At 70.8% G+C, this 25,988-nt stretch carries 22 protein-coding genes and 1 pseudogene; 19 read left to right on the top strand and 4 right to left on the bottom strand.

The window, feature by feature from the left end:
• Positions 1-63: 63 nt before the first annotated feature.
• The 3 genes from BJ969_RS18885 to BJ969_RS18875 all read left to right on the top strand — a co-directional run bounded on the left by BJ969_RS18885 (position 64) and on the right by BJ969_RS18875 (position 3,651).
• Positions 64-1,050 carry a helix-turn-helix domain-containing protein gene (locus BJ969_RS18885; protein ID WP_184480539.1) on the top strand — a complete coding sequence of 329 codons (987 nt, stop codon included), beginning with the start codon at positions 64-66 and terminating at the stop codon, positions 1,048-1,050.
• A 215-nt stretch (positions 1,051-1,265) separates the two neighbouring features.
• Positions 1,266-2,963 carry a CTP synthase gene (gene pyrG / locus BJ969_RS18880; RefSeq protein ID WP_416309482.1) on the top strand — a complete coding sequence of 566 codons (1,698 nt, stop codon included), beginning with the start codon at positions 1,266-1,268 and terminating at the stop codon, positions 2,961-2,963.
• Between the two features lie 22 nt (positions 2,964-2,985).
• Positions 2,986-3,651: an NUDIX domain-containing protein gene (locus BJ969_RS18875; RefSeq protein ID WP_425503565.1), complete on the top strand. Its 666-nt coding sequence runs from the start codon at positions 2,986-2,988 to the stop codon at positions 3,649-3,651.
• Positions 3,652-3,753: 102 nt separating this feature from the next.
• Here BJ969_RS18875 and BJ969_RS18870 read toward each other — a convergent pair whose 3' ends face one another.
• Entirely contained in the window at positions 3,754-4,275 is a 522-nt protein-coding gene (locus BJ969_RS18870; protein ID WP_184480535.1) for a DUF1707 domain-containing protein, read from the bottom strand.
• A 211-nt stretch (positions 4,276-4,486) separates the two neighbouring features.
• On the opposite strand from BJ969_RS18870, the gene xerD reads away from it, so the two are divergent.
• The 6 genes from xerD (at position 4,487) to BJ969_RS18840 (ending at position 9,285) form a co-directional block, all read left to right on the top strand.
• Positions 4,487-5,437, top strand: coding sequence for a site-specific tyrosine recombinase XerD (gene xerD / locus BJ969_RS18865; RefSeq protein ID WP_343071484.1), 951 nt, complete (start codon positions 4,487-4,489; stop codon positions 5,435-5,437).
• 128 nt (positions 5,438-5,565) lie between these two features.
• Positions 5,566-6,507, top strand: coding sequence for a ParA family protein (locus tag BJ969_RS18860; protein ID WP_184480532.1), 942 nt, complete (start codon positions 5,566-5,568; stop codon positions 6,505-6,507).
• 34 nt (positions 6,508-6,541) lie between these two features.
• Positions 6,542-6,883 (top strand): hypothetical protein, encoded by a 342-nt coding sequence (locus BJ969_RS18855; RefSeq protein WP_184480530.1) that lies wholly within the window; start codon positions 6,542-6,544, stop codon positions 6,881-6,883.
• Between the two features lie 35 nt (positions 6,884-6,918).
• Positions 6,919-7,794 (top strand): segregation and condensation protein A, encoded by an 876-nt coding sequence (locus tag BJ969_RS18850; RefSeq protein WP_184485486.1) that lies wholly within the window; start codon positions 6,919-6,921, stop codon positions 7,792-7,794.
• Positions 7,791-8,519: an SMC-Scp complex subunit ScpB gene (gene scpB, locus BJ969_RS18845; protein WP_425503564.1), complete on the top strand. Its 729-nt coding sequence runs from the start codon at positions 7,791-7,793 to the stop codon at positions 8,517-8,519. The genes BJ969_RS18850 and scpB overlap by 4 nt, the downstream gene beginning before the upstream one ends.
• The gene (locus BJ969_RS18840) at positions 8,512-9,285 is read left to right on the top strand and encodes a pseudouridine synthase (protein WP_184480528.1); all 774 of its coding nucleotides are present in this window, start codon (positions 8,512-8,514) and stop codon (positions 9,283-9,285) included. The genes scpB and BJ969_RS18840 overlap by 8 nt, the downstream gene beginning before the upstream one ends.
• Positions 9,286-9,497: 212 nt before the next feature.
• Here the strand turns inward: BJ969_RS18840 and BJ969_RS18835 are convergent, their stop codons facing one another.
• A complete protein-coding gene (locus tag BJ969_RS18835) occupies positions 9,498-10,676 on the bottom strand; it encodes a cation:proton antiporter domain-containing protein (RefSeq protein WP_184480526.1) in 1,179 nt (392 codons plus the stop codon).
• A 135-nt stretch (positions 10,677-10,811) separates the two neighbouring features.
• Positions 10,812-11,294, bottom strand: a complete 483-nt coding sequence (locus BJ969_RS18830) for a cation:proton antiporter regulatory subunit (RefSeq protein WP_184480524.1) — start codon at positions 11,292-11,294, stop codon at positions 10,812-10,814.
• 211 nt (positions 11,295-11,505) lie between these two features.
• On the opposite strand from BJ969_RS18830, the gene cmk reads away from it, so the two are divergent.
• The 5 genes from cmk to BJ969_RS18805 all read left to right on the top strand — a co-directional run bounded on the left by cmk (position 11,506) and on the right by BJ969_RS18805 (position 16,268).
• The gene (gene cmk / locus BJ969_RS18825; protein WP_184480522.1) at positions 11,506-12,228 is read left to right on the top strand and encodes a (d)CMP kinase; all 723 of its coding nucleotides are present in this window, start codon (positions 11,506-11,508) and stop codon (positions 12,226-12,228) included.
• Positions 12,225-12,902: a lysophospholipid acyltransferase family protein gene (locus BJ969_RS18820; protein ID WP_184480520.1), complete on the top strand. Its 678-nt coding sequence runs from the start codon at positions 12,225-12,227 to the stop codon at positions 12,900-12,902. Before cmk ends, BJ969_RS18820 begins: the two co-directional genes overlap by 4 nt.
• A complete protein-coding gene (gene der, locus BJ969_RS18815) occupies positions 12,899-14,365 on the top strand; it encodes a ribosome biogenesis GTPase Der (protein ID WP_343071482.1) in 1,467 nt (488 codons plus the stop codon). The genes BJ969_RS18820 and der overlap by 4 nt, the downstream gene beginning before the upstream one ends.
• Before the next feature lie 89 nt (positions 14,366-14,454).
• Complete coding sequence (locus BJ969_RS18810) at positions 14,455-15,153, top strand: response regulator (RefSeq protein ID WP_184480518.1); 699 nt, start codon at positions 14,455-14,457, stop codon at positions 15,151-15,153.
• On the top strand, positions 15,150-16,268 hold the full coding sequence (locus tag BJ969_RS18805; RefSeq protein ID WP_184480516.1) for a sensor histidine kinase: 1,119 nt from the start codon (positions 15,150-15,152) through the stop codon (positions 16,266-16,268). Before BJ969_RS18810 ends, BJ969_RS18805 begins: the two co-directional genes overlap by 4 nt.
• 368 nt (positions 16,269-16,636) lie before the next feature.
• Here the strand turns inward: BJ969_RS18805 and BJ969_RS18800 are convergent, their stop codons facing one another.
• Entirely contained in the window at positions 16,637-18,736 is a 2,100-nt protein-coding gene (locus tag BJ969_RS18800; protein ID WP_184480514.1) for a S9 family peptidase, read from the bottom strand.
• A gap of 151 nt (positions 18,737-18,887) precedes the next feature.
• Here BJ969_RS18800 and BJ969_RS18795 point away from each other — a divergent pair, with 151 nt between their 5' ends.
• From BJ969_RS18795 to BJ969_RS31040, 5 genes and pseudogenes are all read left to right on the top strand, one after another.
• Complete coding sequence (locus BJ969_RS18795; protein WP_343071481.1) at positions 18,888-20,954, top strand: glycoside hydrolase family 43 protein; 2,067 nt, start codon at positions 18,888-18,890, stop codon at positions 20,952-20,954.
• A gap of 214 nt (positions 20,955-21,168) precedes the next feature.
• Positions 21,169-22,134, top strand: a complete 966-nt coding sequence (locus BJ969_RS18790; protein WP_184480510.1) for a glycosyltransferase family 2 protein — start codon at positions 21,169-21,171, stop codon at positions 22,132-22,134.
• A gap of 3 nt (positions 22,135-22,137) precedes the next feature.
• Positions 22,138-22,539, top strand: a complete 402-nt coding sequence (locus BJ969_RS30225) for a GtrA family protein (RefSeq protein ID WP_246456972.1) — start codon at positions 22,138-22,140, stop codon at positions 22,537-22,539.
• On the top strand, positions 22,536-24,662 hold the full coding sequence (locus BJ969_RS18785) for a glycosyltransferase family protein (protein WP_246456970.1): 2,127 nt from the start codon (positions 22,536-22,538) through the stop codon (positions 24,660-24,662). Before BJ969_RS30225 ends, BJ969_RS18785 begins: the two co-directional genes overlap by 4 nt.
• Positions 24,662-25,336, top strand: a pseudogene (locus BJ969_RS31040) (PIG-L family deacetylase); the annotation flags it as partial. The gene BJ969_RS18785 and the pseudogene BJ969_RS31040, both read left to right, overlap by 1 nt.
• Positions 25,337-25,988: the final 652 nt, after the last annotated feature.

Genomic DNA, 25,988 nt, shown 5'->3' with positions numbered 1-25,988 from the left:
CGCGATAATTCGATGGAGTGACATTCCTGGACCGCGCGGTGCGGCGTGATCAGACTTGAGTCCATGAGCGAGATGCGATCCACCCAGCACGGCCGTGCCGACGACTTCGGCTCCGGTCGGTCCGCGTCGGACGACGGCAGGGACGTTCCAGCCGGAATCCGGCGGGAAGACCTCGGTCGGGACCTCGAAAGCCCACCAGGTCACGCGTCGGGCAGTCCGATGGTCCGCCGCCACCTGCTCGCCGGAGAGCTGCGGAGGTTGCGGCATGCGGCCCGGCTGACCCACGCCGACGTCGCCGCCCGGCTGGACTGGCCCCAAGCGAAGATCAGCAAGATCGAGGGGGCTCGGCAGCACGTCGGGGTCGACGCGGTCATCGCGCTCGCGGACATCTGCCACGCCGCCGCGGAGCACCGAGATCGACTGGTGGCCCTGGCGCACTCCGCTCGGCGTCGCGGGTGGTGGGAGTCCTACCGGGACGTGCTGCCCCCGGATGCGCGCCAGCACATCGGGTTCGAGGCGGAGGCCGCGGCGGTGCAGGTGTTCGCCACCGAGTCGGTGCCTGAGCTGGTGCAGACCGCCGAGTACGCGGCGGCCGTCAAGGCGGTGCGGCTGGCGGACCGGTCCGCGGCGGAGGTCGAACGGTCGCTCGAAGTGCTCCGCCGCCGCCAGCAGCGGGTGGAATCCGGTGAGCTCCGGCTGGACTTGACGCTCGCCGAATCATCGTTGCGCCGCGAGGTCGGTGGGCGAGGCGTGCTGGAGCGGCAGCTCGGACGGTTGCGAGAGCTGGCGCAGCGGGAGGCCGTGACGGTCCGGGTGCTGCCGTTCAGCGCGGGAGCGTTGGCGGCCGATGAACCGTTCTCACTGCTGTCGTTCGACTTGGAGCTGCCCGAAGCGGTGGTGAGCACGTTCGGTTCGAGTACCAGCCTGATCGACGATCCGGTGGCGGTGCAGAACCACCGCGAGCTGGTGGAGCGGATGCGGGCGGCCGCGCTGCCGCCCGAGGACTCGGTTCGCTGGCTCGAGGTGGCGGGAACGCCACCGGTCCGGTGACGCGAGAGGCGGGTGGGGCGGTGGTGATCAGAGTGACGCGTGCACCAACGGCGGTTGACCTGGAGCTCCGCATCGTGTTCCAAGCCATGCGGGTCGCCGTGTACCGGCGGTTCATCGTGCGTTAGGCTGAAATCCCGTGGGAGAGACGGAATCAGCCGTCCTGCCAGCGCAGATTCACTAGCCCGGCGACGGCTTGACCACGGGGAGCCTTCTTGGTGCCGCAAGCACGCACGATCAAGCACGTGTTCGTCACGGGAGGTGTCGCCTCCTCACTCGGCAAAGGCCTGACCGCGTCGAGTCTCGGCGAACTCCTGACCTCCCGCGGCCTGCGGGTGACGATGCAGAAGCTCGATCCTTACCTCAACGTCGACCCCGGAACGATGAACCCGTTCCAACACGGCGAGGTCTTCGTCACCGAGGACGGGGCGGAAACCGACCTCGACATCGGACACTACGAACGGTTCCTTGACCGGGACCTCACCAAGAACGCGAACGTGACGACCGGCCAGGTCTACTCGGCGGTCATCGCGAAGGAGCGTCGCGGCGAGTACCTGGGCGACACCGTCCAGGTCATCCCGCACATCACCGACCAGATCATCGCTCGCATCCGTGCGATGTCCGAGCCGGACGAGGACGGCCGGACGCCGGACGTGGTCATCACCGAGGTCGGTGGCACGGTCGGCGACATCGAATCCCTGCCGTTCCTGGAGGCCTGCCGCCAGATGCGGCACGACGTCGGCCGGGACAACTGCTTCTTCCTGCACGTGTCGCTGGTGCCGTACCTGGCTCCGTCGGGCGAGCTGAAGACGAAGCCCACCCAGCACTCGGTGGCGGCGCTGCGCAACATCGGCATCCAGCCCGACGCGCTGGTGTGCCGTGCCGACCGGGACCTCCCGGAGGACCTCAAGCGCAAGATCGCGCTGATGTGCGACGTGGACTCCGACGGGGTCGTCGCCTGCCCGGACGCCCCGTCGATCTACGACATCCCGCGGGTGCTGCACGGCGAAGGGCTGGACGCCTACCTGGTCCGGCGCCTCGGACTGCCGTTCCGGGACGTCGACTGGACGGTGTGGGGCGACCTGCTGGACCGGGTGCACAAGCCGACCGAGCGGGTGCGGATCGCACTGGTCGGCAAGTACGTGGACCTGCCCGACGCCTACCTGTCGGTCACCGAGGCGCTGCGCGCCGGTGGCTTCGCGCATCGCGCGAAGGTCGAGATCGCGTGGGTCCCGTCCGACGAATGCGAGACGGACGCGGGCGCCGCGCACGCTCTCGCCGGCATGGACGGCGTGCTGATTCCCGGTGGCTTCGGGGTTCGCGGGATCGAAGGGAAGCTGGGGGCGATCCGGTACACCCGGACCCACGGCATCCCCACCTTGGGCCTCTGCCTGGGCCTGCAGTGCATGGTGATCGAGGTGGCCCGCTCGCTGGCCGAGCTCAAGCGGGCGAATTCGGCGGAGTTCGAAGAACCCTGCCAGCACCCGGTGATCAGCACCATGGCGGACCAGCGCGACGTGCTCTCCGGGGATCGGGACATGGGCGGCACGATGCGGCTCGGTTCGTACCCGGCGAAGCTGGTCGAAGGGTCGGTGGTCGCCGAGGCGTACGGCACGACCGAGGTCGCCGAACGGCACCGGCACCGCTACGAGGTGAACAACGCCTACCGGGACCGGTTGGCCAAGGCGGGTCTGGTGTTCTCGGGCACCTCGCCCGACGACCGCCTGGTCGAGTTCGTGGAGCTCTCGACCGAGCAGCACCCGTTCTTCGTCGGGACCCAGGCGCACCCCGAGCTCAAGAGCCGTCCGACCCGTCCGCACCCGCTGTTCGCCGCCTTCGTCCGGGCCGCCGTCGACTACCGCGCGGCGGAACGGCTCCCGGTCGAGTTGACGGACAACGTGCAGGCAGGGGTCTGATCTCCACCCGTAGGGTGGCTCCGTGAGCGCAGACAACACGCACGACGGCGAGATCGAACGGACCGACGGCACGCACCGGTTCGCCACCGTCACGTCCCAGGACGTCTACGTCGGGAAGATCCTCGCGTTGCGGGCCGATGAGGTCGCGATGCCAGGTGGCGGCCAGGCCCGCCGCGAGGTCGTCGAGCACCTCGGCGCCGTGTCGGTGGTGGCGCTCGACGCGGACGATCAGGTGGTCCTGATCCACCAGTACCGCTACCCGGTGGGGCGGCGACTCTGGGAGCTCCCCGCGGGGCTGCTCGACATCGCAGGTGAGGACCCGCTGCGGACGGCGCAGCGGGAACTCGCCGAAGAAGTCGGCCTGGCCGCGGGAACCTGGTCGGTGCTGGCGGACATCGCCTCTTCACCGGGGTTCACCGATCAGAGCGAGCGCGTGTTCTTGGCGCGCGAGCTCACCGAGGTGGGGCGGCCGGCGGCGACCGGTGACGAAGAGGCCGACCTGGTCATCCGCCGGTTCCCGTTCGACGAGGCGCTGCGCATGGTCTTCGCCGGGGAGATCGTGAACGCTCCCGCGGTCGCTGGGCTGCTCGCGGTGCACGCGGTGCGGTCCGGCGCCGCCGAGCCGCGATCCGCTTCCGCGCAGTGGATCGACCGGCCGCACCGGATGAGCTCCCGGCTGCACGGGTGACGCGTCGTCGCGGAGTGTCGAACTCCGCGACGACCAACCCGCGCCGCGCAGCCGGGCGCTCCGCGAGGGACGACGCATTGCTCCGGCCGAGAGAACCCCTGTTCAGGACGACAGAACGCGCCCGTGCGCGTCGGTGCTCTCGGTGCTCAGGAGGACGATCCCGTCGATCACGCACCAGATCACCGCGGCGAAGGTTCCGAGCCCGCACGTGATCACTCCGCCGAGGAAGAACAGCAGCAGCTGGGCCACCGCGATGCCGGTGTGCCCGGTGTAGAACCGGCCGACCCCGAACGGCAGCAGGATCTGCAGGAGCCCCGCGGCGAGCCGTGACTTGTCGGACCTCGTCGCGCCCTCGTAGGGGTGCGGAGGCATGCCGTACGGCATCGGTGCGGGACCCATCGGCTGGGGGATCTGCGCGAAACCGGTCGGTCGTGGCGCGGGCAGGTCGCTGAACAGCTCCATCAGGTCGCCGCGGGTGACGGATCCCGTGGCGCGGTCGACGCGCTCTTCGTATTCGGTCAGGGACAGCCTGCTCAAGGCGTAGTGCTCGCCGAGCGCCTGGATCGCTTGAGCGCGTTCGTGATCGCCGATGCGCATCCTGCCGGGATCGTGCGGGGAGCTCACCTTGATCAGAATAGACGAGACCAGAGGTCTTGTGGTGGACGGCCGAACGGAGATGCATTCGTTCGGCCCAATGCTTCCTCCGCCATTCCCCTGCCCGAGGTACGCAATGATCAAGGATTTTCGGAATTGGGCACGATGGCGGGTGGCCGGAGCTCCGGCGGCGTGGCGTCCTAAGCTGCGACCTGTTCGTTTCGCGCAGAGGAGTCCGGCAGTGAAAGCCTTCGAGGACCTTCCCGAGGCATTGCGCTCCGCGTGCGCCGGTTTCCTGGACCACTTGGCCGTGGAACGCGGAAGTGCCCGCAGCACCCTGGACTCCTATTCGCGGGATCTGCGCCGGTACGGCCTGCACGTGGCGGAGTCGGGTGCGCGGACCTTGCGCGACGTCGACGCGCGGCACCTGGCCTCGTTCGCCGCGGAATTGCGCGAAGGTCGTGGTGAACACGCCCCGCTCGCACCGTCGTCGGCGGCGCGGGCGCTGGTCGCGGTGCGCGGACTCCACCGGTTCGCCCACGCCGAGGGGTGGGTCGACGTGGACGTGGCGCGAGAGGTCTCGCCGCCCAGCCCTGCCCGGCGGTTGCCGAAGGCGCTGCCGGTCGACGACGTGCTCCGGTTGCTCGACGGCGCCGACGGGCGGGACGTCCGCGGCCTGCGGGATCGCGCGCTGCTGGAGTTGCTGTACTCCTCGGGTGCTCGCATCTCGGAAGCAGTGGGCCTCGACGTCGACGACATCGACTCGGGTGAGCGCACCGTGCTGCTCAACGGCAAGGGCGGACGGCAGCGGCTGGTGCCGATCGGGCGCCCGGCGCTGGAAGCGCTGGACGCGTACCTGGTGCGGGCCCGCCCGGTGCTGGCGGCGCGGGGCAGAGGCGCTTCGGCGGTATTCCTCAATTCGCACGGCGGCCGGTTGTCCAGGCAGAGCGCGTGGAACGCGTTGAAATCCGCGGCGGGCCGAGCCGGGATCAGCAGTGCCGTGTCGCCGCACGTGCTGCGCCATTCGTTCGCCACGCATCTGCTGGAGGGCGGCGCGGACGTGCGGGTGGTGCAGGAATTGCTGGGCCACGCCTCGGTCACCACGACGCAGGTGTACACGCTGGTGACGGTGAACACGCTGCGCGAGGTGTATGCGACGGCCCATCCGCGGGCGCTCCGACGCGATACTTGAACTCGATGGAGTGGGGTGGCACGCATTTCGCCGGGACTCGGCGAGGCGCGTTGCCGCAGGTAGTGAATGCCACTTAGGCTGCGCTCGATCGGTATGATCGTCACCGGCAGACAAGGAGTCCTAGCGCCATGTCGACACCGCAGCCCTCCGCCGAAGGGCGGTCCCGGGGCGCGGTCGACCTGAGCATCGCCCCGCACAAGCCGTCGGCTTCGGGTGGTGAAGCCGAGTTGTCGCCCGACGGGAACGTCGGCCCGACCGGCAGGCCGCGCAGGCACATTCCGGAACCGCCGCTGCTGGACCGGCACGGTCCCGCTTCGGTGCTCGCCATGTGCAACCAGAAGGGCGGCGTCGGCAAGACGACGTCGACGATCAACCTGGGTGCCGCGCTCGCCGAGTACGGGCGCCGGGTGCTGCTGGTGGACTTCGACCCGCAGGGCGCGCTCTCGGTCGGCCTGGGAGTGCAGCCGCACCAGCTGGACCAGACGATCTACAACGTGATCATGGAACGGGCGGTGGACGTCCGCGACGTCGTGATGTCCACGACCGTCGAGGGCATGGACCTGCTGCCCAGCAACATCGACCTGTCGGCCGCCGAGGTGCAGCTGGTCGCCGAGGTCGGTCGTGAGCAGACGCTGCAGCGCGTGCTGTTCCCGGCGATGAAGGAGTACGACTTCATCCTGGTCGACTGCCAGCCGTCGCTGGGCTTGCTGACGGTGAACGCGCTCGCCGCCGCCGACGGCGTGATCATTCCGCTGGAGTGCGAGTTCTTCAGCCTCCGCGGCGTCGCCCTGCTGATCGACACGATCGAGAAGGTGCAGGAACGGCTGAATCCGAAGCTCGAGATCAGCGGCATCCTGGCGACGATGTTCGACCCGCGCACCCTGCACTCGCGCGAGGTGATGGCGCGGGTGGTGGAGGCGTTCGGCGATGTCGTGTTCGACAGCGTGATCAACCGGACGGTGCGGTTCCCGGAGACCACGGTGGCGGGTGAGCCGATCACCAGGTGGGCGCCGCGCTCGGCGGGGGCGCAGGCCTACCGCTCGCTGGCTCGTGAGGTGATCGCGCGGTGATCGTTCCCGTGCGGCTGGGCGCCGGGGAGGGCGTGTGAGGCGTCGTGCCGAGTTGCCCGGTGCGTCCGAGCTGTTCCGGACGACGGTGCGCACCCCGGAGGCGCCGGCCGAGCACCGTGCTGCTCCCGAGGCGCCGCGCCAGGACAGGTCGGGGTCGGGGCGCCGCAAGCACGATGCGAAAATCACCGTGTACGTCTCCGATGAGGAGTTGCTGGCGTTGGAACAGGCCCGGCTCGCCCTGCGCGCTGAGCACGGCATCGCGGTGGATCGCGGCAGGGTCGTGCGTGAAGGGGTGGCGATGCTGCTCGCAGATCTTGATGCGCGAGGCGCGGACTCGGTGCTGGTGCGCAGGCTGCTGGCGGAGTCCGGCGAGTGACCGATTCCGCCACCGGCGGGGTCGAAGCCGAACCGGTGCAGGACCGGGCCGAAGCCGAGACCGCGCCCGTCGAACCGGGTCCCGCCGGTGCGCCGGACGAGGCGCAGCCCTCCGGTCGCTTCACGGTGCGGCTGGACAACTTCGAGGGCCCGTTCGACTTGCTGCTGCAGTTGATCTCCCAGCACCAGATGGACGTCACCGAGGTCGCACTGCACAAGGTGACCGATGAGTTCATCGCCTACACCAAGGCCTTAGGGGAGCACTGGAACCTCGACGAGACCACCGAGTTCTTGGTCGTAGCGGCGACGTTGCTGGACCTGAAGGCCGCGCGGTTGCTGCCTGCCGCGGAGGTGGAGGACGAGGACGACCTGGCGTTGCTGGAGGCGCGCGACCTGCTGTTCGCGCGGTTGTTGCAGTACCGGGCGTACAAGCAGGTCGCGGCGCTGTTCAGCGAGCTGGAGGCCGGAGCGCTGCGGCGCTATCCGCGGTCGGTGGCGCTCGAACCGCGCTTCGAGGGGTTGTTGCCCGAGGTGATGATCGGGGTCGGCCCGCAGCGGCTGGCCGAGATCGCCGCCGCGGTCTTCCGGCCGAAACCACCGCCTTCGGTGTCGCTGGACCACATCCACCAGCACCAGGTGTCGGTGCGGGAACACGCGGCGATGTTGCGGGTGCGGCTGGCGGAGCTGGGCGCCGCGGACTTCTCGACGCTGGTGGAGGACTGCGAGCACACGGTGGAGATCGTGGCTCGTTTCCTGGCGTTGCTGGAGTTGTTCCGGGAGAAGGTGCTCGCCTTCGAGCAGGAGGATCCGCTGGGGGATCTGCTGGTGCGGTGGGTCGGCGGCAGCCTGGAAGAGGCGCGGGCGACGGCCGAGGCGGACCGGCGGAGTGCGGACGACGAGGAATACGGGTGAGGGCAGTGAACGACGACGCTTCCGGCGCGGAGCCCCAGGTCGAGCAGGAACGGGCTGCGGAGGACCTCGCCGAGTCCGGCACCGCCGTGCCCGAGGCGGCCGGGCAGGAGCCCGCGGCTGAGGCGGCCGAGCAGCCTCGCGCGGATGCGCCGGGCGCCCCGGTGTCGCGCACGCCGCCGGACCTGACCGCGGACGAGGCCTTGGACTCGGCGTTGGAGGCGCTGCTGCTCGTGGTCGACGTTCCGGCTGGGGAGGAGCTGCTGGCCGACACCTTGGAGCAGCCGGTCGCCCGGATCCGCACTGCGCTGCAGCGGCTGGCGCAGGGCTACGAGCAGTCCGAGCGGGGCATCGACCTGCGCCGAGTCGGTGAGGGCTGGCGCTTCTACACCCGCGAGACCTACGCGCCGTACGTCGAGCGGTACCTGCTGGACGGGCAACGGGCGAAGCTGACCCGGGCGGCTTTGGAGACGCTCGCGGTGATCTCGTACCGGCAGCCGGTGACCCGTGCGCGGGTGGCGGCGGTACGCGGTGTCAACGTCGACGGCGTCATCCGTACCCTGGTGGGGCGCGGCCTTGTCGAGGAGGCCGGTACCGACCCGGAGACCGGCGGGTTCCTGTACTGCACGACGGAGCTGTTCTTGGAACGGCTCGGACTGTCGTCGCTGAAGGATCTTCCGCCGCTGGCTCCCTTGTTGCCTGAAGTGGATACGATCGACGATGTCTGAACACCGTGCCCCGGCTTCTTCGTCCGCTGCGGATTCGCAGCCGGAGGGCATCCGGCTGCAGAAGGTGCTGTCCCGCGCGGGGGTGGCTTCGCGTCGCGCCGCGGAGGGCATGATCACCCAAGGCCGCATCGAGGTGGACGGCGAGGTCGTCACCGAGCTCGGACGCCGGGTGGACCCGCAGACGTCGGTGATCCACGTGGACGGTTCCAGGGTGGTCGTCAACGAGGACGTGCAGCACCTGCTGCTGAACAAGCCGCAGGGCATCCTGTGCTCCATGTCCGATGACAAGGGGCGGCCCTGCATCGGCGACTACCTGCGGGAGCGCGACGGCAAGCTGTTCCACGTGGGGCGGCTGGACGTCGACACCGAGGGCCTGCTGCTGATCACGAACGACGGCGAGCTGGCGCACCGGCTGATGCACCCGTCGTACCAGGTGCTCAAGACGTACCTGGCGGAGGTGCCGGGGCCGATCGCGAAGGACCTGGGCAAGCAGCTGCGCTCCGGGGTGCAGCTCGAGGACGGTCCGGTGAAGGTCGACAAGTTCCGGCTGGTCGACGTCAACGAGGGTCGTGCGCTGGTCGAGGTCGTCCTGCACGAGGGGCGCAAGCACGTGGTGCGGCGGATGTTGGAGCAGGTCGGGCACCCGGTGCGGCGCCTGGTGCGCACCGCGATCGACGAGGTGAAGCTGACGAGCGAGCGTCCCGGCGCGATCCGCAAGCTGGACCGCAAGGAGGTCGGCGCGCTCTACCGGGCCGTCGGCATGTGATCTTCGGAAGTGATCCTGTTCGGATCGCTTCATGCCCGACCTGTTCGATTGACGCGATTTGTTCAGTGTCGAGTGAAATTTTTCCTGGGTTCGGCGCAGTTCGAGTTGAACGGTGAAAACCCGCAATGAGGTCGGGCCGGGGACGCGGACGTTCGATCAGCGGATCGTCCGGCGTCCCCGGCCCGACCTCGTGCCCAGGGGTGCGGTGCGGCTCAGGACTGGGTCTGCGGCTTCCGCGAGACGAGCAGCCGGGCGACGGGCTCGACGACGCGAGCCGCGACCGGACCCAGGATGGCCATGAGCAGGACGTACGCGGTGGCCAGGGCGGCGAGTTCGCCGGAGACGGCGCCGGAACCGACGGCGAGCCCGGCGATGACGATCGAGAACTCACCGCGGGCGACGAGCGCCGCGCCGGCCCGGGCGCGGCCCATCTTGCCGATGCCCTGGGAACGGGCGGCGAACCAGCCGGTACCGATCTTCGTGATCGCGGTGACCACGGCCAGCAGCAGGGCGAACCCGAGCACCGGCGGGATCTGCGACGGATCGGTGTTGAGCCCGAAGACCACGAAGAACACCGCGGCGAACAGGTCGCGCAGCGGCTCCAGCATCCGGGTCGCGTTCTGCGCGGTGGAACCGGAGATCGCGATGCCGAGCAGGAACGAACCGACCGCGGCCGAGACCTGCAACTCCGAGGCGATGCCCGCGACCAGCAGGGCCGAACCCAGCAGCCGCAGCAGGAACACCTCCGGATCGGGGCTGTCGATCAGCGCGGAGACGTAGCGGCCGAACTTCAAAGCGACGACGAGCACGATCGAGATCACGATCAGCGAGACGCCGACGGCGGTCAGCCCGCCGAGCAGGCTCACCCCGCCCAGGACCGCCGTGAGGATCGGGAGGTAGAGCGCCATCGCCAAGTCCTCGAAAACCAGGATCGACAGCACGACCGGCGTTTCGCGGTTACCGAGCCGGCCGAGGTCGCCGAGGACTTTCGCGATGATGCCGGAAGAAGAGATGTAGGTGACGCCCGCCATGGTCAGCGCGCCGATCGGACCCCAGCCCAGCAGCAGGGCGACGATCGCGCCGGGGGCCGAGTTCAGCACCAGATCGACCAGACCGGCAAGCCAGGAACGCCGGAGCCCCGTGACGAGTTCGCCAGCCGAGTACTCCAGCCCGAGTAGGAGCAAGAGCAGCACCACGCCTATTTCGGAGGCTAGATGCGTGAACGGTTCGATCCCGTGCAGCGGTATCAGTCCGCCGGTGCCGAAAGCGATTCCACCTATGAGGTAAAGCGGGATCGGCGAGATGCCGATTTTCCAGGCGAGGCGGCCTAATACCCCGAGACCGAAGAACACCGCTCCCAGTTCGATGAGGGAGATCGCCGTGTCGTGCACCGTGTTTCCTCTCGCCCCTGTCCGAGTACCTATTCAGTTGTCCCGCTGCTTGAGCGCACGGGGTTTCCGCCCAAGAGCGCGGTGCTCTTGGGCGGGTGCGGACGACCTTGTCCTCTGCGGGGCTCGGCTCTGCGCCTAGCCCCGTTCGAGGATTTCGCCGGCGGCGCGGAGTCCGTCGGCGGTGCCGACTACGACCACCAGGTCGCCGGCGCTGAACTCGAAGTCCGGGCGCGGCGACGGGTGCACGGTCCCCTCGCGGACGACGGCGACGATCGACGCCGAGGTGCGGGTGCGCATCTCGGTGTCACCGAGGGCCCGTCCGTCGTACGGCGAGCCCTGGTTGACCGGGAGCTGCCAGGTGTTGATCCCGGCGACCTCGCGCTGCTGCTCGCTCAAGCGCGCCACCAGTTGAGGGGCGCCGAGCAGGTTGGCGAGGGTGTTGGTCTCCTCGGCGGTCAACCCGGCCGAGGCGGCGACCTTGTCCGGGTCGTCGTGGCCGGAGACGATCAGCTCGAAGCGTCCGTCGCGATACGTGATCACACCGATCCTGTGCCCGGAACGAGTGACGAAGTCCTGTTGGGTCCCGAGTCCCGGAAGCGGGGTCACTGTGACGTCCACGTGTTCGAGCCTAATACAAGAACGCGTGCGCGTGAGCAGCGCCTGGGACGAACCGGTGAGAACCGGACTCGGACGGGGCGCGGTGGGCGCGCGCCGTGAGCGGTGTGCCGTCGATCGTGGACGCAAGTGGGGAACCCATCGGTGGAGCAGGCACAATGAGTGGTTGGTCCGGCGTTTCCTCGGCCGGTGGTGACTAAGGAGGAGACTCGACGTGGCACACGCCGAGCTTCGTGGGGTGGTGGCCCTCGACGGCCCCTCGGGCACTGGGAAGTCGACGGTGGCCCGGAAGCTGGCCGCGGCGCTGTCTGCGTCGTACCTCGACACGGGCGCGATGTACCGGGCGGTCACGCTCGCCGTGCTGCGCGCGGAGGTGTCGGTCGCCGATGAGGCAGCGGTAGCCGAGGTGGCCGCCTCGGCGCTGCCGGTGATGGGCACGAACCCGCTGCTGCCGACGGTGACCCTCGCCGGCGAGGACATCGGGCAGGAGATCCGCGGCGCCGCGGTGACCGGTGCGGTCTCGGCGGTTTCGGCGGTCGCGCGCGTGCGCGAGCTGCTGGTCGACGAGCAGCGCAGGCTCATCCGGGAGGCGCTGGGCGAACCTGGTGGTGTGGTGGTCGAGGGCCGCGACATCGGCACGGTCGTCGCGCGCGAGGCCGAGTTGAAGGTGTACTTGACCGCTTCGTCGCAGGCGCGGGCGCGCCGCCGCAGCGATCAGGACTCCGCGGCAGGCCGGGTCTCCGATCTGGAGAGCACGCATGCCGACGTGCAGCGGCGGGACGCGTTCGACTCCGGTCGCGCGGTGTCGCCGCTGCGGATGGCCGACGACGCCGTCGAGCTCGACACTACCGAGCTGGACGTGGCGGGCGTGCTGGAGCAGCTGCGGACGCTGGTGGACGCCAGGGGACTGTTCGCCGGGGTGGAGTCGAGGCGATGAGCGCCGGGGATCTGCCGGAAGGCGCGTCGTGGCGGCTGCACCGGGTGGGGCGCTGGATCGGCAAGACCTTCGTGCGGTTGCCGTACCGGCTGCGGGTGCACCACCTCGATCGGGTTCCGCGCACCGGGCCGCTGGTGCTGGTGGCCAACCACAGTTCGCTGCTGGAAGCACCGCTGCTGTTCGGAATCTTGCCGCGCAACGTGGTGTTCCTGGTGAAGCACGAGTTGTTCCGAGGGCCGCTCGGCTGGTTCCTGCGCCGGATCGGGCAGATCCCGGTTCGCCGCGGGGAACCGGACCGCACTCCGCTGCTGGCGGCGGTGCGGGTGTTGCGGGCGGACGGGTTGGTGGGCGTGTTCCCGGAGGGAACTCGCGGTGATGGTGAGGTGTCCAACGCGCAGCACGGTGCCGCGTGGTTGGCGAGGACTTCCGGTGCGCGGCTGCTGCCGGTGGCCTGCCGGGGCACGCACCGTCCGGCTGGGCAGGGCCGTAGGCTGTTGCCCAGGGTGGATGTGCTGTTCGGCGAGCCGGTGACGTTGCCGGTGGCCAAGGGGCGCGCCGGGTTGACGGCAGCGACCGAGCAGGTCCGCAATGAACTGGTCGGGCTGATCGCCGAATTGGACGGGCTGATCGCCGAGACCTCCGAAAGCGACGATGCGAGAGGGAAACGAGCGTGACCGAAGAGTCGGTGGGCCGCCCGGAAGATGTGGGTGCGCCGCTCGACGGCGGCCTGGACGGTACGTGGTCGGACGAGGCCGAATGGTCCGAGTTCGACGGGGTCGAGGGCGCCGAGGACGCCGCTGACGGCGGGCCGCAGCCGGTGCTGGCAGTCGTGGGCAGGCCGAACGTGGGCAAGTCGACGCTGGTGAACAGGTTGCTGGGGCGCCGCGAGGCGGTCGTGCAGGACCAGCCTGGCGTGACGCGGGACCGCGTGTCCTACGACGCGTTGTGGAACGGCAGGCGTTTCACGGTGGTCGACACGGGCGGCTGGGAGCCGAGCGCGAAGGGCCTGCAGGCGGCCGTGGCCCAGCAGGCGGAAATGGCGATGTCCACGGCGGACGCGGTGCTGCTCGTGGTGGACGCCCAGGTCGGCGCGACCGCGACGGAAGAGGCCGTGGCCCGGGTGCTGCGCCGTTCGAAGCGTCCGGTGCTGCTGGCGGCGAACAAGGTCGACGACGAGCGCACCCACGCCGACGCGGCGGCCCTGTGGTCGCTCGGGCTGGGGGAGCCGCGGCCGATCAGCGGTCTGCACGGACGTGGTTCCGGTGACCTGCTGGACGCGATCCTGGACGTCTTCCCGGACGTGCCGCACGAGCAGTTCGGCGTCACCGGCGGGCCGCGCCGGGTCGCGCTGGTGGGCAAGCCGAACGTGGGCAAGTCGAGCCTGCTCAACAGGCTGACCGGCGAGCAGCGTTCGGTGGTGCACGACGTCGCGGGGACCACGGTCGACCCGGTCGACTCGCTGGTCGAGCTCGACGGCGAGGTGTGGCGGTTCGTCGACACGGCGGGGCTGCGCAAGCGGGTCCGGACCGCGAGCGGCACCGAGTACTACGCGTCGCTGCGGACGAAGGCCGCGATCGAGGCGGCGGAGGTGGCGGTCGTGCTGATCGACGCCTCCGAGCCGTTGACCGAGCAGGACCTGCGGGTGATCAGCATGGTCATCGAGGCGGGGCGTGCGCTGGTGCTGCTGTGCAACAAGTGGGACCTGGTCGACGACGACCGCAGGCGGCGGCTGGACAACGAGCTGGACCGCGAGATGGTGCGGGCCCGGTGGGCGGAGCGGGTGAACGTCTCCGCGGAGACGGGGCGTTCGGTGGCGAAGCTGGCGCCGGTGCTGCGCACCGCGCTGGAGTCCTGGGACACGCGGGTGCCGACCGGCCGGCTCAACTCCTGGCTCTCGGACCTGGTCGCGGCGAGCCCGCCGCCGGTGCGCGGCGGCAAGCAGCCGAAGATCCTGTTCGCGACGCAGGCGCATCCCCGCCCGCCGACACTGGTGCTGTTCACCACCGGGTTCCTGGAGGCCGGGTACCGGCGGTTCGTGGAGCGCAAGTTCCGCGAGGAGTTCGGGTTCACCGGCAGCCCGGTTCGGATCTCGGTTCGGGTTCGGGAACGCAAGGACGGGCGCAAAGCACGCCGCTGATCGGACTAGTGTCCGGGTACTGCACGCAGACCAAGAATGCCTTGCCGATAACCTTCGGTCGGCCCTTTGCACAGGGGAGGTGACCCAGGGTGCGTGCTGATTCCGCCGCGGAGGGTTCCGCGGCGCGGCCGATCCGGCTGGTGTTGGCCGATGACGAGGTGATGTTGCGGCGGGGCCTGCGGGTCCTGCTGGAGCATGACGGCCTGATCCGGGTGGTCGCGGAGGCGGGCACCGGCGATGAGCTGCTGTCGGTGGTGCGGACGCACCAACCGGACGTGGCGTTGATCGACGTGCAGATGCCGGGCAAGGACGGGCTGGCCGCGTTACGGGAGTTGCGCGGGCTGCCGCGTCCTCCGGTGTGCGCGGTGCTCACGACCTTCGACTTGGACGACTACGTCGCGGAGGCGTTGCGCCTGGGGGCGCACGGTTTTTTGCTGAAGGACGCGGAACCGGAGGCGTTGGTCCGCGCGGTGCAGGACCTGGCCGCCGGCGGCGCGGTGCTGGATCCGCGGATCGCGGTGCGGTTGTTGCCGCGGTTCCGCTCGCTGGGCGACTCGGCGCACGAGGTCCGGTTGGTGCGGAGCTTGTCGGCGCGGGAACGCCAGGTGCTGGAGCTGCTCGGGGCCGGGCGTTCCAACGCGCACATCGGTGAGCAGCTGGGGTTGACCGAGGCCACGGTGAAAAGTTATGTCTCAACGGTGTTGAGCAAGCTGGGGGCCGAGAACCGCGTGCAGGCCGCGTTGATCGCGCAGCGCGTCGCGGGGACGGGTGAGGGCGAGCGGCGTTGAGCGGGCTCGCCGAGTCACGTCCGCGGCGGGTGCTGTTGGACGTGCTCGCGGTGCTGCTTCCCGCGGTGGCGGTGTTGCTGGCGCAGAACGGGTCGACGTGGGCCTTGGTGACGGGGTTGATCGCGTCCGCCGGTCTGGTCTTGCGGCATTGGTCGCCGCGGGTGGCGCTTGTGCTGTGCCTTCCGGGTTTGGCGGGCGGTCTCGGCTGGGCGGCCGCGTTCGTGGCGTTGTTCCGGTTGGGGCGCGCTCGGGCGCACACGTGGTGGCTGGTCGGCTGGGTGTCGCTGGCCGCGGCGAGCGCGTTGGCGCCGGTGCTGATCTGGCAGTCGTTGCCGCCGTCGGACGTGGCCCTGACGGTGACGGTGGTGCTGATCGCGGCGGGGAGTCCGACGGTGATCGGCACGTTGATCGCGACGCGGGCGCAGTTGACGACCAGCATGCGCCGTCTGCAGGCCGCGACCGATGCGGAGCTGTCCGCGAAGGCCGACACCGCTCGTGCCGAGGAGCGGGCCCGGATCGCCCGTGAGATCCACGATGCGGTGGGCCATCACGTCACGCTGATCGCGGTGGAGGCGGCGGCGTTGGCGGCGACGAGCGCGGAGCCCGACGTCCGGGAATCGGCGATCCGGGTGCGGGGTTTGGCGAAGGAAGCGCTGGGCGAGATGCGTTCGACGTTGGGCCTGGCGGCCGAAGAGCGGGATTCGACGAGCGCGCGGGCCATTCCGGAGCTGGTGGCGCGGGCCCAGCGGTCGGGCGTCCGGGTGACGCTCAGCGATGAGTGCTCGCAGGCGGTGCAGCTGTCGTCCGGGGTGAGCAGGGCCGTGTACCGGGTGGTGCAGGAGGCGCTGACGAACGTCTCGAAGCACGCGCCCGGTGCGGAGGTCCTGGTGGAGCTGACCGGGGACGACGACCTGCTGCGGGTCGTGGTGCGCAACGGTGCTCCGATGCTGAGCGCTCGCGCCGTGTCGGTGGGCAACGCGCCGGACGTGGGCCGTGGCGGTTCGGGGCTGGCGGGGTTGTCGGAGCGGGTGCGGATGCTGGGCGGCACGTTGGACGCGGCGCCGTCCGACGAGGGTTTCGAGCTCAGGGCGGAACTTCCGCTGACCCGGTCCTAGTCTGGTCCCCGCTGTGGTGGAACCTCACTGCTCTTTTTCTTGGTATGGCTGCGATTTCTCAGGTGGCAAGCCCTGCACCACGAAATCGCTGTCCTCGCGAGGAATCCGCGGAGAGCCCTGTCGGCTTGCTCTGGCCCGTCGCTGAGCAGACACGGAGACGGCCCGCTGTTCGCCTGAAAAGGCAAGATCAAAGGCAGGCGGCTCGTGCTCGCCGCGTCGCGGGATCGTCCGCCGCGCGCAGAAACACCCTCCTCGCACGAGAACCCGCCGGTCGTCGCGCTCTGGTAGAACGACGACGCGGTGCGGTCGGATCGTGCGGGTTCCGGGCGGGGGCGGCTCGGCGGGCCGCCCCCGCGTGGTCGTTCCGGTCAGGCCGAAGAGGTGCGGTCGGAGCCGCCCAGTGCCGCGCGCAGGAATTCGATCTGGAGCAGCAGCAGGTTCTCCGACGTGGTCTCGTCGGTGGGCATGTGACTCACGCCGGGCAGCGACAGCATGGTGTGCGGGCGTGCCGCCGCCTGCAGCGCCGCCGACAGGCGCAGCGAATGCGCGGGGAAGACGTTGTCGTCGACGGTGCCGTGCAGCAGCAGCAGCGGTCGGCGCAGGTTCTCCGCGTCGTCGGCGAGCGAACTCGCGGCGTAGTCGCGCGGGTTCCGCGCGGGGTCGCCGAGGTAGCGCTCGGTGTAGTGGGTGTCGTAGAGCCGCCAGTCGGTGACGGGGGCGCCCGCGATGGCGGCGTGGAACACGTCGGGACGGCGCAGCACCGCGAGCGCGGCCAGGTAGCCGCCGAAGGACCAGCCGCGGATCGCGACCCGATTCAGGTCGATCTCGGGGCGCTGCTCGGCCAGCGCGTGCAGCGCGTCGACCTGGTCCTGCAGCGGCGGTTCCGCCAGGTCGCCGCTGATCGCGCGATCCCAGGAGGGACCGCGGCCGGTCATGCCGCGGCCGTCGACGACGACCACCGCGTAACCCTGGTCGGCGAACCACTGGGAGGTCAGATAACCCTGCCGCCGGGCGAGCACGCGCTGCGCCTGCGGCCCGCCGTAGGGATCGAGCAGCACCGGCAGCGGCCCGTCGGCGGCGGTGTGGCCCTGCGGCAGCAGCAGCGCGGTCCGGAGCTCGCGATCACCGAGCCGCAGCAGCTCCACGTTGGGCGTGATCGACGGGGTCTCCGGGTGGGAGCGGATCTCGCCGAGGGTGCGTTCGCCGTCGGCCACGCGGAAGCGGGAGTGCTGGGACTCCAGACCGGCGTGGGCGAGCAGGGTGGTCGTCCCGGTGCGGACTGCGCTGTGCACGCCGGGTTCGGTGCTGACGCGCTCGGCGCCGTCGGCGGTGCAGCGGTACAGGTGGATCTCGGCGGGGTCCTCGGCGGAGGCGGAGATCAGGACGTCGTCGCCGATGTCGATGATCGACCGCACTTGCAGCGACTCCGGAGTCCACGGCACGTCGCCGACGAACAGGCGGTAGCTGTCGCCGTCGACGCCGATGCGGACGAGCTCGCCGCCGGGGTGCCAGGCCGGCCAGCCGGGCTTGATCTCGATCCAGTGCTCGTCGGTGTCGCGGTGCACTTCGCGAGTGCGTCCGGTGGCGGGGTCGACCGCCAGCACCAGCTGGACTCGCTGGTCCCGGCTCTGCACCGCGATCAGCGGTGGCCCGCCGCGGGACCAGTGCGCGGTGACCAGGTACGGGTGGGCTTCGCGGTCCCATTCGACGTCGACGGGCGCGGTGTCCACGCCGAGCACGGCGAGGCGGACCTCGGCGTTTGCGGTGCCCGCCGCGGGGTAGCGCAGGGTTCGGGGTGGTTTCGCGGGGTCTGCCGGGTCGGCGAGGTACCAGTGCTGCACGGGTTCTTCGTCCACGCGGGCCGCGAGCACCGCGGTGCCTTCCGGGGACCACCAGTAGCCGCGGTAGCGGGCCATCTCCTCGGCCGCGATGAACTCGGCGGCTCCCCAGCTGATGGTGTCGGTCTCGGGTTCGGCCAAGGCCCGGTCACCGCTGCCGTCGGTGCCGATCAGGCGCAGCGCCCCGCCGGAGAGGTAGGCGACCCACCGGCCGTGCGGGTCCGGCCGCGGATCGGCGACGGGCTGCTGAGCGGGCAGTTCGCGGACGGCCGCGGTGCTCAGGTCGGCGTGGAACAGCCTGCCGGACAGGGTGAACGCCACTTGGGTCCCGGTGCTGTCGGTGGCGTAGCCGGTGATGCCGGTGGCGCGTTCCCGGGACCGTTCGCGACGGGCCTGCTCCTCGTCGGAGACCTCGTCGTCGATGAGCAGCGTGGCCGGATCGGCGACCAGCGCCTCGGTGCCGGTCGTGACGTCCCAGCGCCAGAGGGCGTTGCTGCGGTCCGTTCCGCTGGCGGAGCGCAGGAACAGCACTGTCTTGCCATCGGGGGTGATGGTGAAGGTCCGCGGCACGCCGAGGGTGAAGCCCTGGGTGCGCGCGCTGTGGCGGGGGAACGACGGAACGGACGGCATACCTGCACTTTGCCAGCTTTCAGGGCAGGAGCGGGAGCCAGGTCGCGTCGGCGTGTCGGCTCTTGATCAAAGTATTGACAACCTACGTTGGCCGACGGAATCGTTCACGGCGGGTGTTCGTGCGAGTTCGGTGCGTGTCGAGGAGGACCGAGTGGCGATCCGGTGGTCCCGAGTGCGGGGAATCCTGTTCGCGCTGCCGATCCTGCTGGCCGCCACGGCATCCGGCTCCGCCGCCGCACCGCGGCCCGCCAGTGACGCGACCTACTACAACGACGCGGCGCTGCCCGCGGCCGACCCGTTCGTGCTGCGGGATCCGAGCAGCGGCGACTACTTCGCCTACTCGACCGACGGCGCCGACCCCGGTCACGAATTCGCGATCTACCGGTCGCCGGATCTGGTGACGTGGCAACGACTTCCCGGTGGCGCGCTGGACATGAGCGACGGCGACCAGTGGGGCCGGGACTGGTTCTGGGCGCCGGAGGTCTACCACAACCCCGCCACGGGCCGGTACTTCCTGTTCTACTCGGCGCGGTTGCGCGACGGCGTCGCCGAGCACTTCGGCTACGCCGACTTCGAGGAACCCAGCAAGGTGGGCGTCGCGGTGTCCGACTCGCCCGCCGGACCCTTCCACAACATCACGCCGGGGCCGATCGACTACCACCCCTACGATCCCGATTACCACGACGTGAACCTCATCATGGACGCCGAGCAGAAGAAGCCGCCGGCGACCCTGGAGGAGGGCCGGACGGCGCCGCTGGGCACCTACATCCCGTTCATCGACCCGAACGTGTTCTTCGACGACGGGCGGATCTTCCTGTACTACTCCCGCAACGCCTACCGGAACTGGGTGTGGGACCACGAGCTCGGGAAGTACGTCGAGGAGTCCAACGTCCTGGTCGTGGAACTGACCTCGGAGTGGTGGAACGACCCTTCGGGCACGACGATGCCGCAGATCACGCCGGGCTACCGCGACACCAACCGGGCGCCGGACGATCCGCCGGGGGTGCGCAAGGACGGGTTCACCCCGATCATCGACTACGGCTCCGACCCGCAGCAGTGGGAGAACGCGCACGTCGACGACTACGCCGAGACCGGCGGCGCGGAGAAGGACCGGCGGTGGTCGGAGGGCTCCACGGTGGTCCGGACGACGACCCGGGAGGGCAAGCCGCGCTACTTCCTGACGTATTCGGCGAACAACTTCGCCAACAGCTTCTACGGCGTGGGCTACGCGGTGGCCGACGATCCGCTCGGGCCGTGGCGCAAGAGCCCGGCGAATCCGGTGCTGTCGCAGGACGAACAGCTGGGCATGTACTCCACCGGGCACGGCAGCGTGATCTCCTTGCCGGACGCGGCAGAGCTGTACTACGTCCACCACGGGCGGCCTTCCGCGGAGATCGACCGCAGGCTCTACACGTCGCGGTTGCGCCTCGACCCGGACCGGTCGTCGCTGCGCATCGACGGGACGACCCAGGATCGGCCGGTTCCGTCCGGGGTCGCACCGTATTCGCTGATCGCGGATCGGCCGCTGGTCGACGTCAGCGGTGGCCGGGGTGAGGTCGGCTGGCGCGTCGACACCGCGTCCGGGACGGCGATGCCGTTGGGGAACTCGCTGAACCGGGTGGAGCCCCAGGTCGATCCGGCGAGCGGGCTGACGGTGGAACCCGCCGCGGACGGGGCCGTGGTGCTCGGTTCGCCGGACGGGGTGGTCCCGTTGCGGTTGAGCTACCAGCGCCGGCTCGCCGCCGGTCCGCACGCCGAGGTGAACCAGGACGCGGGGCCGGTGGCGATCACGGTCCCGGTCGCGGACTGCGCGACGACGGTGACCGGGGAGCAGGCGGACGTCGTGGTCTCCGAGGGCGTGACGTGTCTCGTGGACGCGCGGGTCCGCGGCTCGGTGCGGGTCGCCGCAGGGGCGTCGTTGATCGCGGTGAACTCGACGGTCGACGGGGCGGTGCGCGCCGAATCGCCCGGTGCGGTGTGGCTTTCGGGAGGATCGATCGGCGGGCCGGTCCGGGTGCGCGGTGCGGTGGGGCCGGTGCGGGTCGACGGTGTCGAGGTGACGGGTTCGGTGACGTTGACCGGCAACGCCGGTCCGGTCGTCGCGGGCTCCTCCATCGGAGGGGCGTTGCGCTGCTGGCGCAACGAGCCCGCGCCGGTCGACGAGGGCCTGGCCAACGAGGTGCGCGGGGCAGTCCGGGGGCAGTGCGGCGAGCTGTAGTTCTCCTTGCTGCGCGGTGGATTCCGCTGATGTCCGCCAGTCGGTATCCGCGTCGATGGCGCGTGCGCGATGCCGGGTTTTTCTCCCCCGCAGGAGTTATTCGCCGGTGTGTCGGACGGGGGTGCGGGGCGGCGGGTTCCTACGTTCGCGGTGCCCGAAACGCCCCTCGCACCGCGTCGCCCCGGCGGTGGTGCCGTCCGGATGAGAGCTGTCCATGGATCTCACGGTCGTCGTTCCCTGCTTCAACGAACAAGACGGAATTCCCCGCCTGCACGCGGAATTGCTGCGGGTGCTGCCCGGCGTAGCCCCCGACTACGAGGTGGTCGCCGTCGATGACGGCAGCACCGACCGGACCCTGCCGAGGCTGCGCGAACTCGCTGCGTCCGATCCGCGGTTCCGGTACCTGTCGTTGAGCCGCAACTTCGGCAAGGAGGCCGCGGTGCTGGCCGGGCTGCGGCGCGCGCACGGCCGACGTGTCGTGATCATGGACGCGGATCTGCAGCATCCACCGGAATTGCTGGGGCGGATGCTGGCGGTGCTGGACTCCGGCCACGACCAGGTCGTGGCCTGCCGGGACCGCTCCGGTGAGCCGTTGTCGCGACGGCTGCCCGCGCGGTTCTTCTACCGGCTGCTCAACAGGTTCTGCGAGGTCCGGGTGCCCGATGGCGCCGGTGATTTCCGGATGCTGACCCGGCGGGCGGTGCAGGCGCTGCTCGCGCTGCCCGAACAGCACCGGTTCTCCAAGGGCCTGTTCGCGTGGATCGGGTTCGACACCGCGCACGTGCCGTTCCGGGGCGGTGCCCGGCAGGGCGGGCGGTCGCGGTGGACGTGGCGGGCGCTCGTCGAGCACGGCGCGGACGGCTTGTTCTCCTTCCACCGCAAGCCGTTGCGCGGTGCGGGCTGCGTCGGCGCGCTCGTCGCCACGGCGGGCGCGGTCCAGGCGTTGCGGGAGCTGGCGGGCGGCGGGCCGCTGCTGGCGCCGGTGCTGCTGTGCGCGGCCGGGGTGCAGATGCTGCTGCTCGGCGTGGTCGGGGAGTACCTGGGCCGGATCCACCTGGAAACGATGGGGCGGCCGCACTTCCTGGTGAAGGAGTCCGGCGGTCTCGCGCGCGGGATCGGTGGCTCGGCGGGCGATCGCGGGTACGACGCGCTGTGCGCGGCGTCCGCCGAGCGGGTGTAGGCGATGTCGGCGAACACGGGTGGGCGGCCCCTGCTGCGCTTCGCCGGTGTGGGCGGGGTGAACACCGCCGTGCACTACGGCGTCTACAGCGGACTGTCCGCGGTGACGCCGGTGCTGTCGGCGCACGTGGCCGCGACCGTCACCGCGATGGGCTGCTCGTACCTGCTGAACTGCCGGTTCACCTTCGGTGTGGCGCCGAGCGCGCGGTCATTGCTGTGGTATCCGTTGTCGCACCTGGGAGATCTGGTCGCCGGTACCGCCGCGATGGCGGCGCTGACCGGGGTGGCGGGGATCGACGCGCGGGTGGCGACGGTCGCGGCTGGCGTGGTCGCGATGCCCGCCACCTTCCTGATCACCCGTGCCGTGCTGATCCGCGGCGCGCGGGGCGACGGGAGACCGCGATGAGGGCGCCGATCGTGGCAGTCCCGTGGCGGCGGGATCTCGGCGCCGCGTGCGGGGTGGCGGTGGTCGTGGCGCTGCTGGCGCAGTTGCCGGTGCTGGTGAATCCGGCGTTCTACTTCTGGGACGACAGCGCCGCGCAGTTCCTGCCGATGTGGCACCGGCTGGGCGAGCGGCTGCTCGCCGGGCAGTGGCCGCCGCTGCTGGAACCGGACTCGTGGATGGGCGGAGACCTCGCGGCGGAGGCGTTGTTCGGCGTGTGGAATCCCGTGCACCTGGCGGAATTCGTGCTCGTCGTGGCCCTCGGCGACCTGGCGGTCGCGGCCGTCGTGGTCAAGACGCAGTTCCTGGTGCTGCTGGGAGTGGGTGCGCACGTGCTGTGCCGGGAGTACGGGGCTTCCCGCCCGGTGGCCGCGGTGTTCGGTGTGGCACTGCCGGTGTCCGGTTTTGTGCTGTACTTCCAGGCGGCCACCTGGGCGGGCGGGTTGATGGGCTTGGCCTGGGTGCCGTGGGCGTGGTGGGCGCTGCGGCGGGCCGGTCGCGATCGCGCACCGGTGTGGGCGGCGTTCGCGTTCGGCTACCTGTGCGTGTCGGCCGGTGATCCGTACGCGGTGCTCGCGCTGGTGCTGATCGGCGCAGGGTTGCTGCTGGAGCTCAGGTTCGCGCGGATCGGGGTGCGGCGGTTGCTGCTCGCGATCGCGTCGGTGGCGATGGTGGTGCCGCTGGTGTTCGCGCCGGTGCTGGCGACCGCGCCCGTCGGCTGGCGCACGGGACTGCTGCTGTTCAACGCGGGACTGCTGGCTCCGGACCCGGGTGATCTGCTGAACCTGAGCGTCGCCGGGTTCGTGCCGCAGATCCGCTCGTTCGGCTCGTTCCGGATGACGGTGCCAGCGCTGTACTTCACCTGGTTCGCGCTGCCGTTGGCCCCGTGGCTGGACTGGCGGGCGGTGCGGGCGCGGCGGTGCGCGGGCGTGTTCGTCGTCGCCGGTGCGGGCGTGCTGCTGTGCCTCGGTCCGTCGCAGGTGGGGATGCTGCGGTGGCCGCTGCGGTACCTCCCCGTCGTGTACCTGGCGCTGGCGGTCGTGCTCGCGGTGGCGTTGAGCGCGGGATTGCGGACCGATCACCGCCGGACCCGGACGCTGATCACGTTGCTCGCCGTGGCGCTGTGCGGGTACTTGTCGTTCGCGGCGTGGCCTTCGCTGTGGGCTCGGCACGCCGTGTCGGTGGTGCTGATGGCCTCGGTGCTCGGCTTGGCGGCGCTGGGACGTCGTGCGCTCGTGCCGTGGGGTTTGCAGCTGGGCACGGTCGTCGCGCTGGTGTTCCAGGTGTGCTGGTTCCCGGCGAACCACGACGTCGCCGTGTACTCCTTCCCCTCCGACGTGCGGCGGATCCGCGCGGACTTCGCGCACCTGCGTTCGGGAACGGTCGTGCAGATCGCCGACCGGTCGCGCATCGCGGCGCGGGACGTCGAGTCGGGTGCGGCGTGGCGGCAGCTGCTGTTCGGGAACATGCACGCGGTGGCCGGGGTGCCGAGCCTGGTGTCCTACACCGGGATCGGATTCCGCGCGCTGCACGAACGGCTGTGCCTGGGGTACTTCGGAGCGCAGTGCCCGGACGCGTACCGCCGGTTGTGGGAGGCGGACGAGGTCGGTGCGCCGTTGGCGGACCAGTTGCGGGTGCGCGACGTCGTGGTGCAGCGCCGCTCCCTCGACCTCCCGGTCGCGCCGCCCGGCTGGCGGGTGGTGCACCGGGACGCGGACGTCACCCGCTTGCAGCGGTCGGAGCCGATGCCGTGGCCGGCGGGCCGGCTGAGCGTGGCCTCCGACGTGCGCGTGCTCGCCGACCACGAACGCTCGGCGCGGTCCGAACAGGTGCGCTTCGACCGCGCGGGGCCACGGGCGCAGCTCGTGTTCGCCCGCTTGGCCTGGCCCGGATATCGCGCCACCGCGGGCGGTGCGGAGTTGCCGGTCCGCGCGACCTCCGCGGGGCTCGTGCGCGTCGAGCTTCCCGAAGGAACCCGCGCGGGCACGGTGCGGCTGGAGTGGAGCCCGCCGGGATACCGAGCGGGGATCGTGCTGGCACTCGCCGGGGCGCTGCTGGCGTCGTTGGCCGGTAGGAGGTGGGTCTGATGCGGGGAGGCCTTCGTGGTGCGGTCCTGGCGGTGGCGGCGTGCGTGCTGCTGTCGTTCGCCCCGACGCCCGGAGCGGCGGAGACAGGCGGGGCGCGGTACGTGCAGGTGGTGGCGCATCCCGACGACGACATCCTGTTCATGAACCCGGACCTCCGCACGGCCGTGCGCTCCGGGGCGCCGGTGACCACGGTGTACCTGACGGCGGGGGAGAGCGATGTGCGGCCCGCCGAGCCGTACGCCGCCGGTCGGCAGGCCGGGAGCCGCGCCGCGTTCGCGGCGATGGCGGCGGTGCCCGACGAGTGGGAACGCACGGCCATCGAGCTCCTGCCCGGCCGGTTCGCCGAGGTGCACGTGCTGCGGGCGCGCCCGGCGATCCGGTTGGTGTTCTTGAACCTGCCGGACGACAACGATCCGCTCGCAGTGGGCGGAAAGCACGCGTTGAGTCGATTGTGGACGGACGGGGGCTCGGTGCGCACCGTGGTGCCGGCGGGTGCCACGCTGCCCGGCCCGTCCGAGTACGGCCGGGAGCGGTTGATCAGCGCGTTGGCCGAGTTGCTGCGCCGGTACGACCCGACGGTCCTGCGGACGCAGGACCCGTTGCCGGACCCCCGGTACCAAGCGCACTGGGACGCCCACGACCACCCGGACCACGTGGCGACCACCCGGTTCGCGACGGCGGCAGTGGCGCGGCACGACGGGCCGGTGCGCGTGGTGCACTACCGCGGTTACAACGTCGCCGACGCCGCGCCGAACCTCTCACCCGACGTCGTGGAGACCAAGCGGCGGGTCTTCGCGCGCTACGCGCCGCACGATCCGCTGGTCGGGCTCGGCGAACCGTACGGGACTTGGTTGCGCAGCATGCGCTACCGCTGGCCCGCGAGCGCGCACCAGGTCGAGCGGGACGGCCTCGGACGCCTGCACTTCGCCGACGTGCGCCGTGGAAGACTGCTGCTCGGCGAACGGGCCGGGTCGCGGATCGAGCCGGTTCCGCTGCCCGCGCCTCCGGTGGGGCCCGGTGACGTCGCGTTCGTCTCGGACGGGGACGGGCTCCGCGTGGTGGTGCGGGACTTCCGGAGCGGGGCGTCGTACTCGACGAGCCAGGACTCGGGCGGGCGCTGGAGGCCGCGGTGGCGGACAGTGGCGCCGCCGGGAGACGGGGCGGCGCTGGGAAGAACGGCCATTGCCTCCACAGTGGACGATCGAATGGTGGTGGCGCGTGCGGACGCGCGATCCGGAGTGCACGCCCGGATCGGCGACGGACCGTGGATTCGGCTCCACGCCGAGGACGTCGGCGATGTCGCGGTGGTCCGCGGGCGAGGCGGGA

Source organism: Saccharopolyspora gloriosae, assembly GCF_014203325.1.
GTDB lineage: Bacteria > Actinomycetota > Actinomycetes > Mycobacteriales > Pseudonocardiaceae > Saccharopolyspora_C > Saccharopolyspora_C gloriosae.
This window is presented reverse-complemented; position numbering and strand designations above follow the sequence as displayed.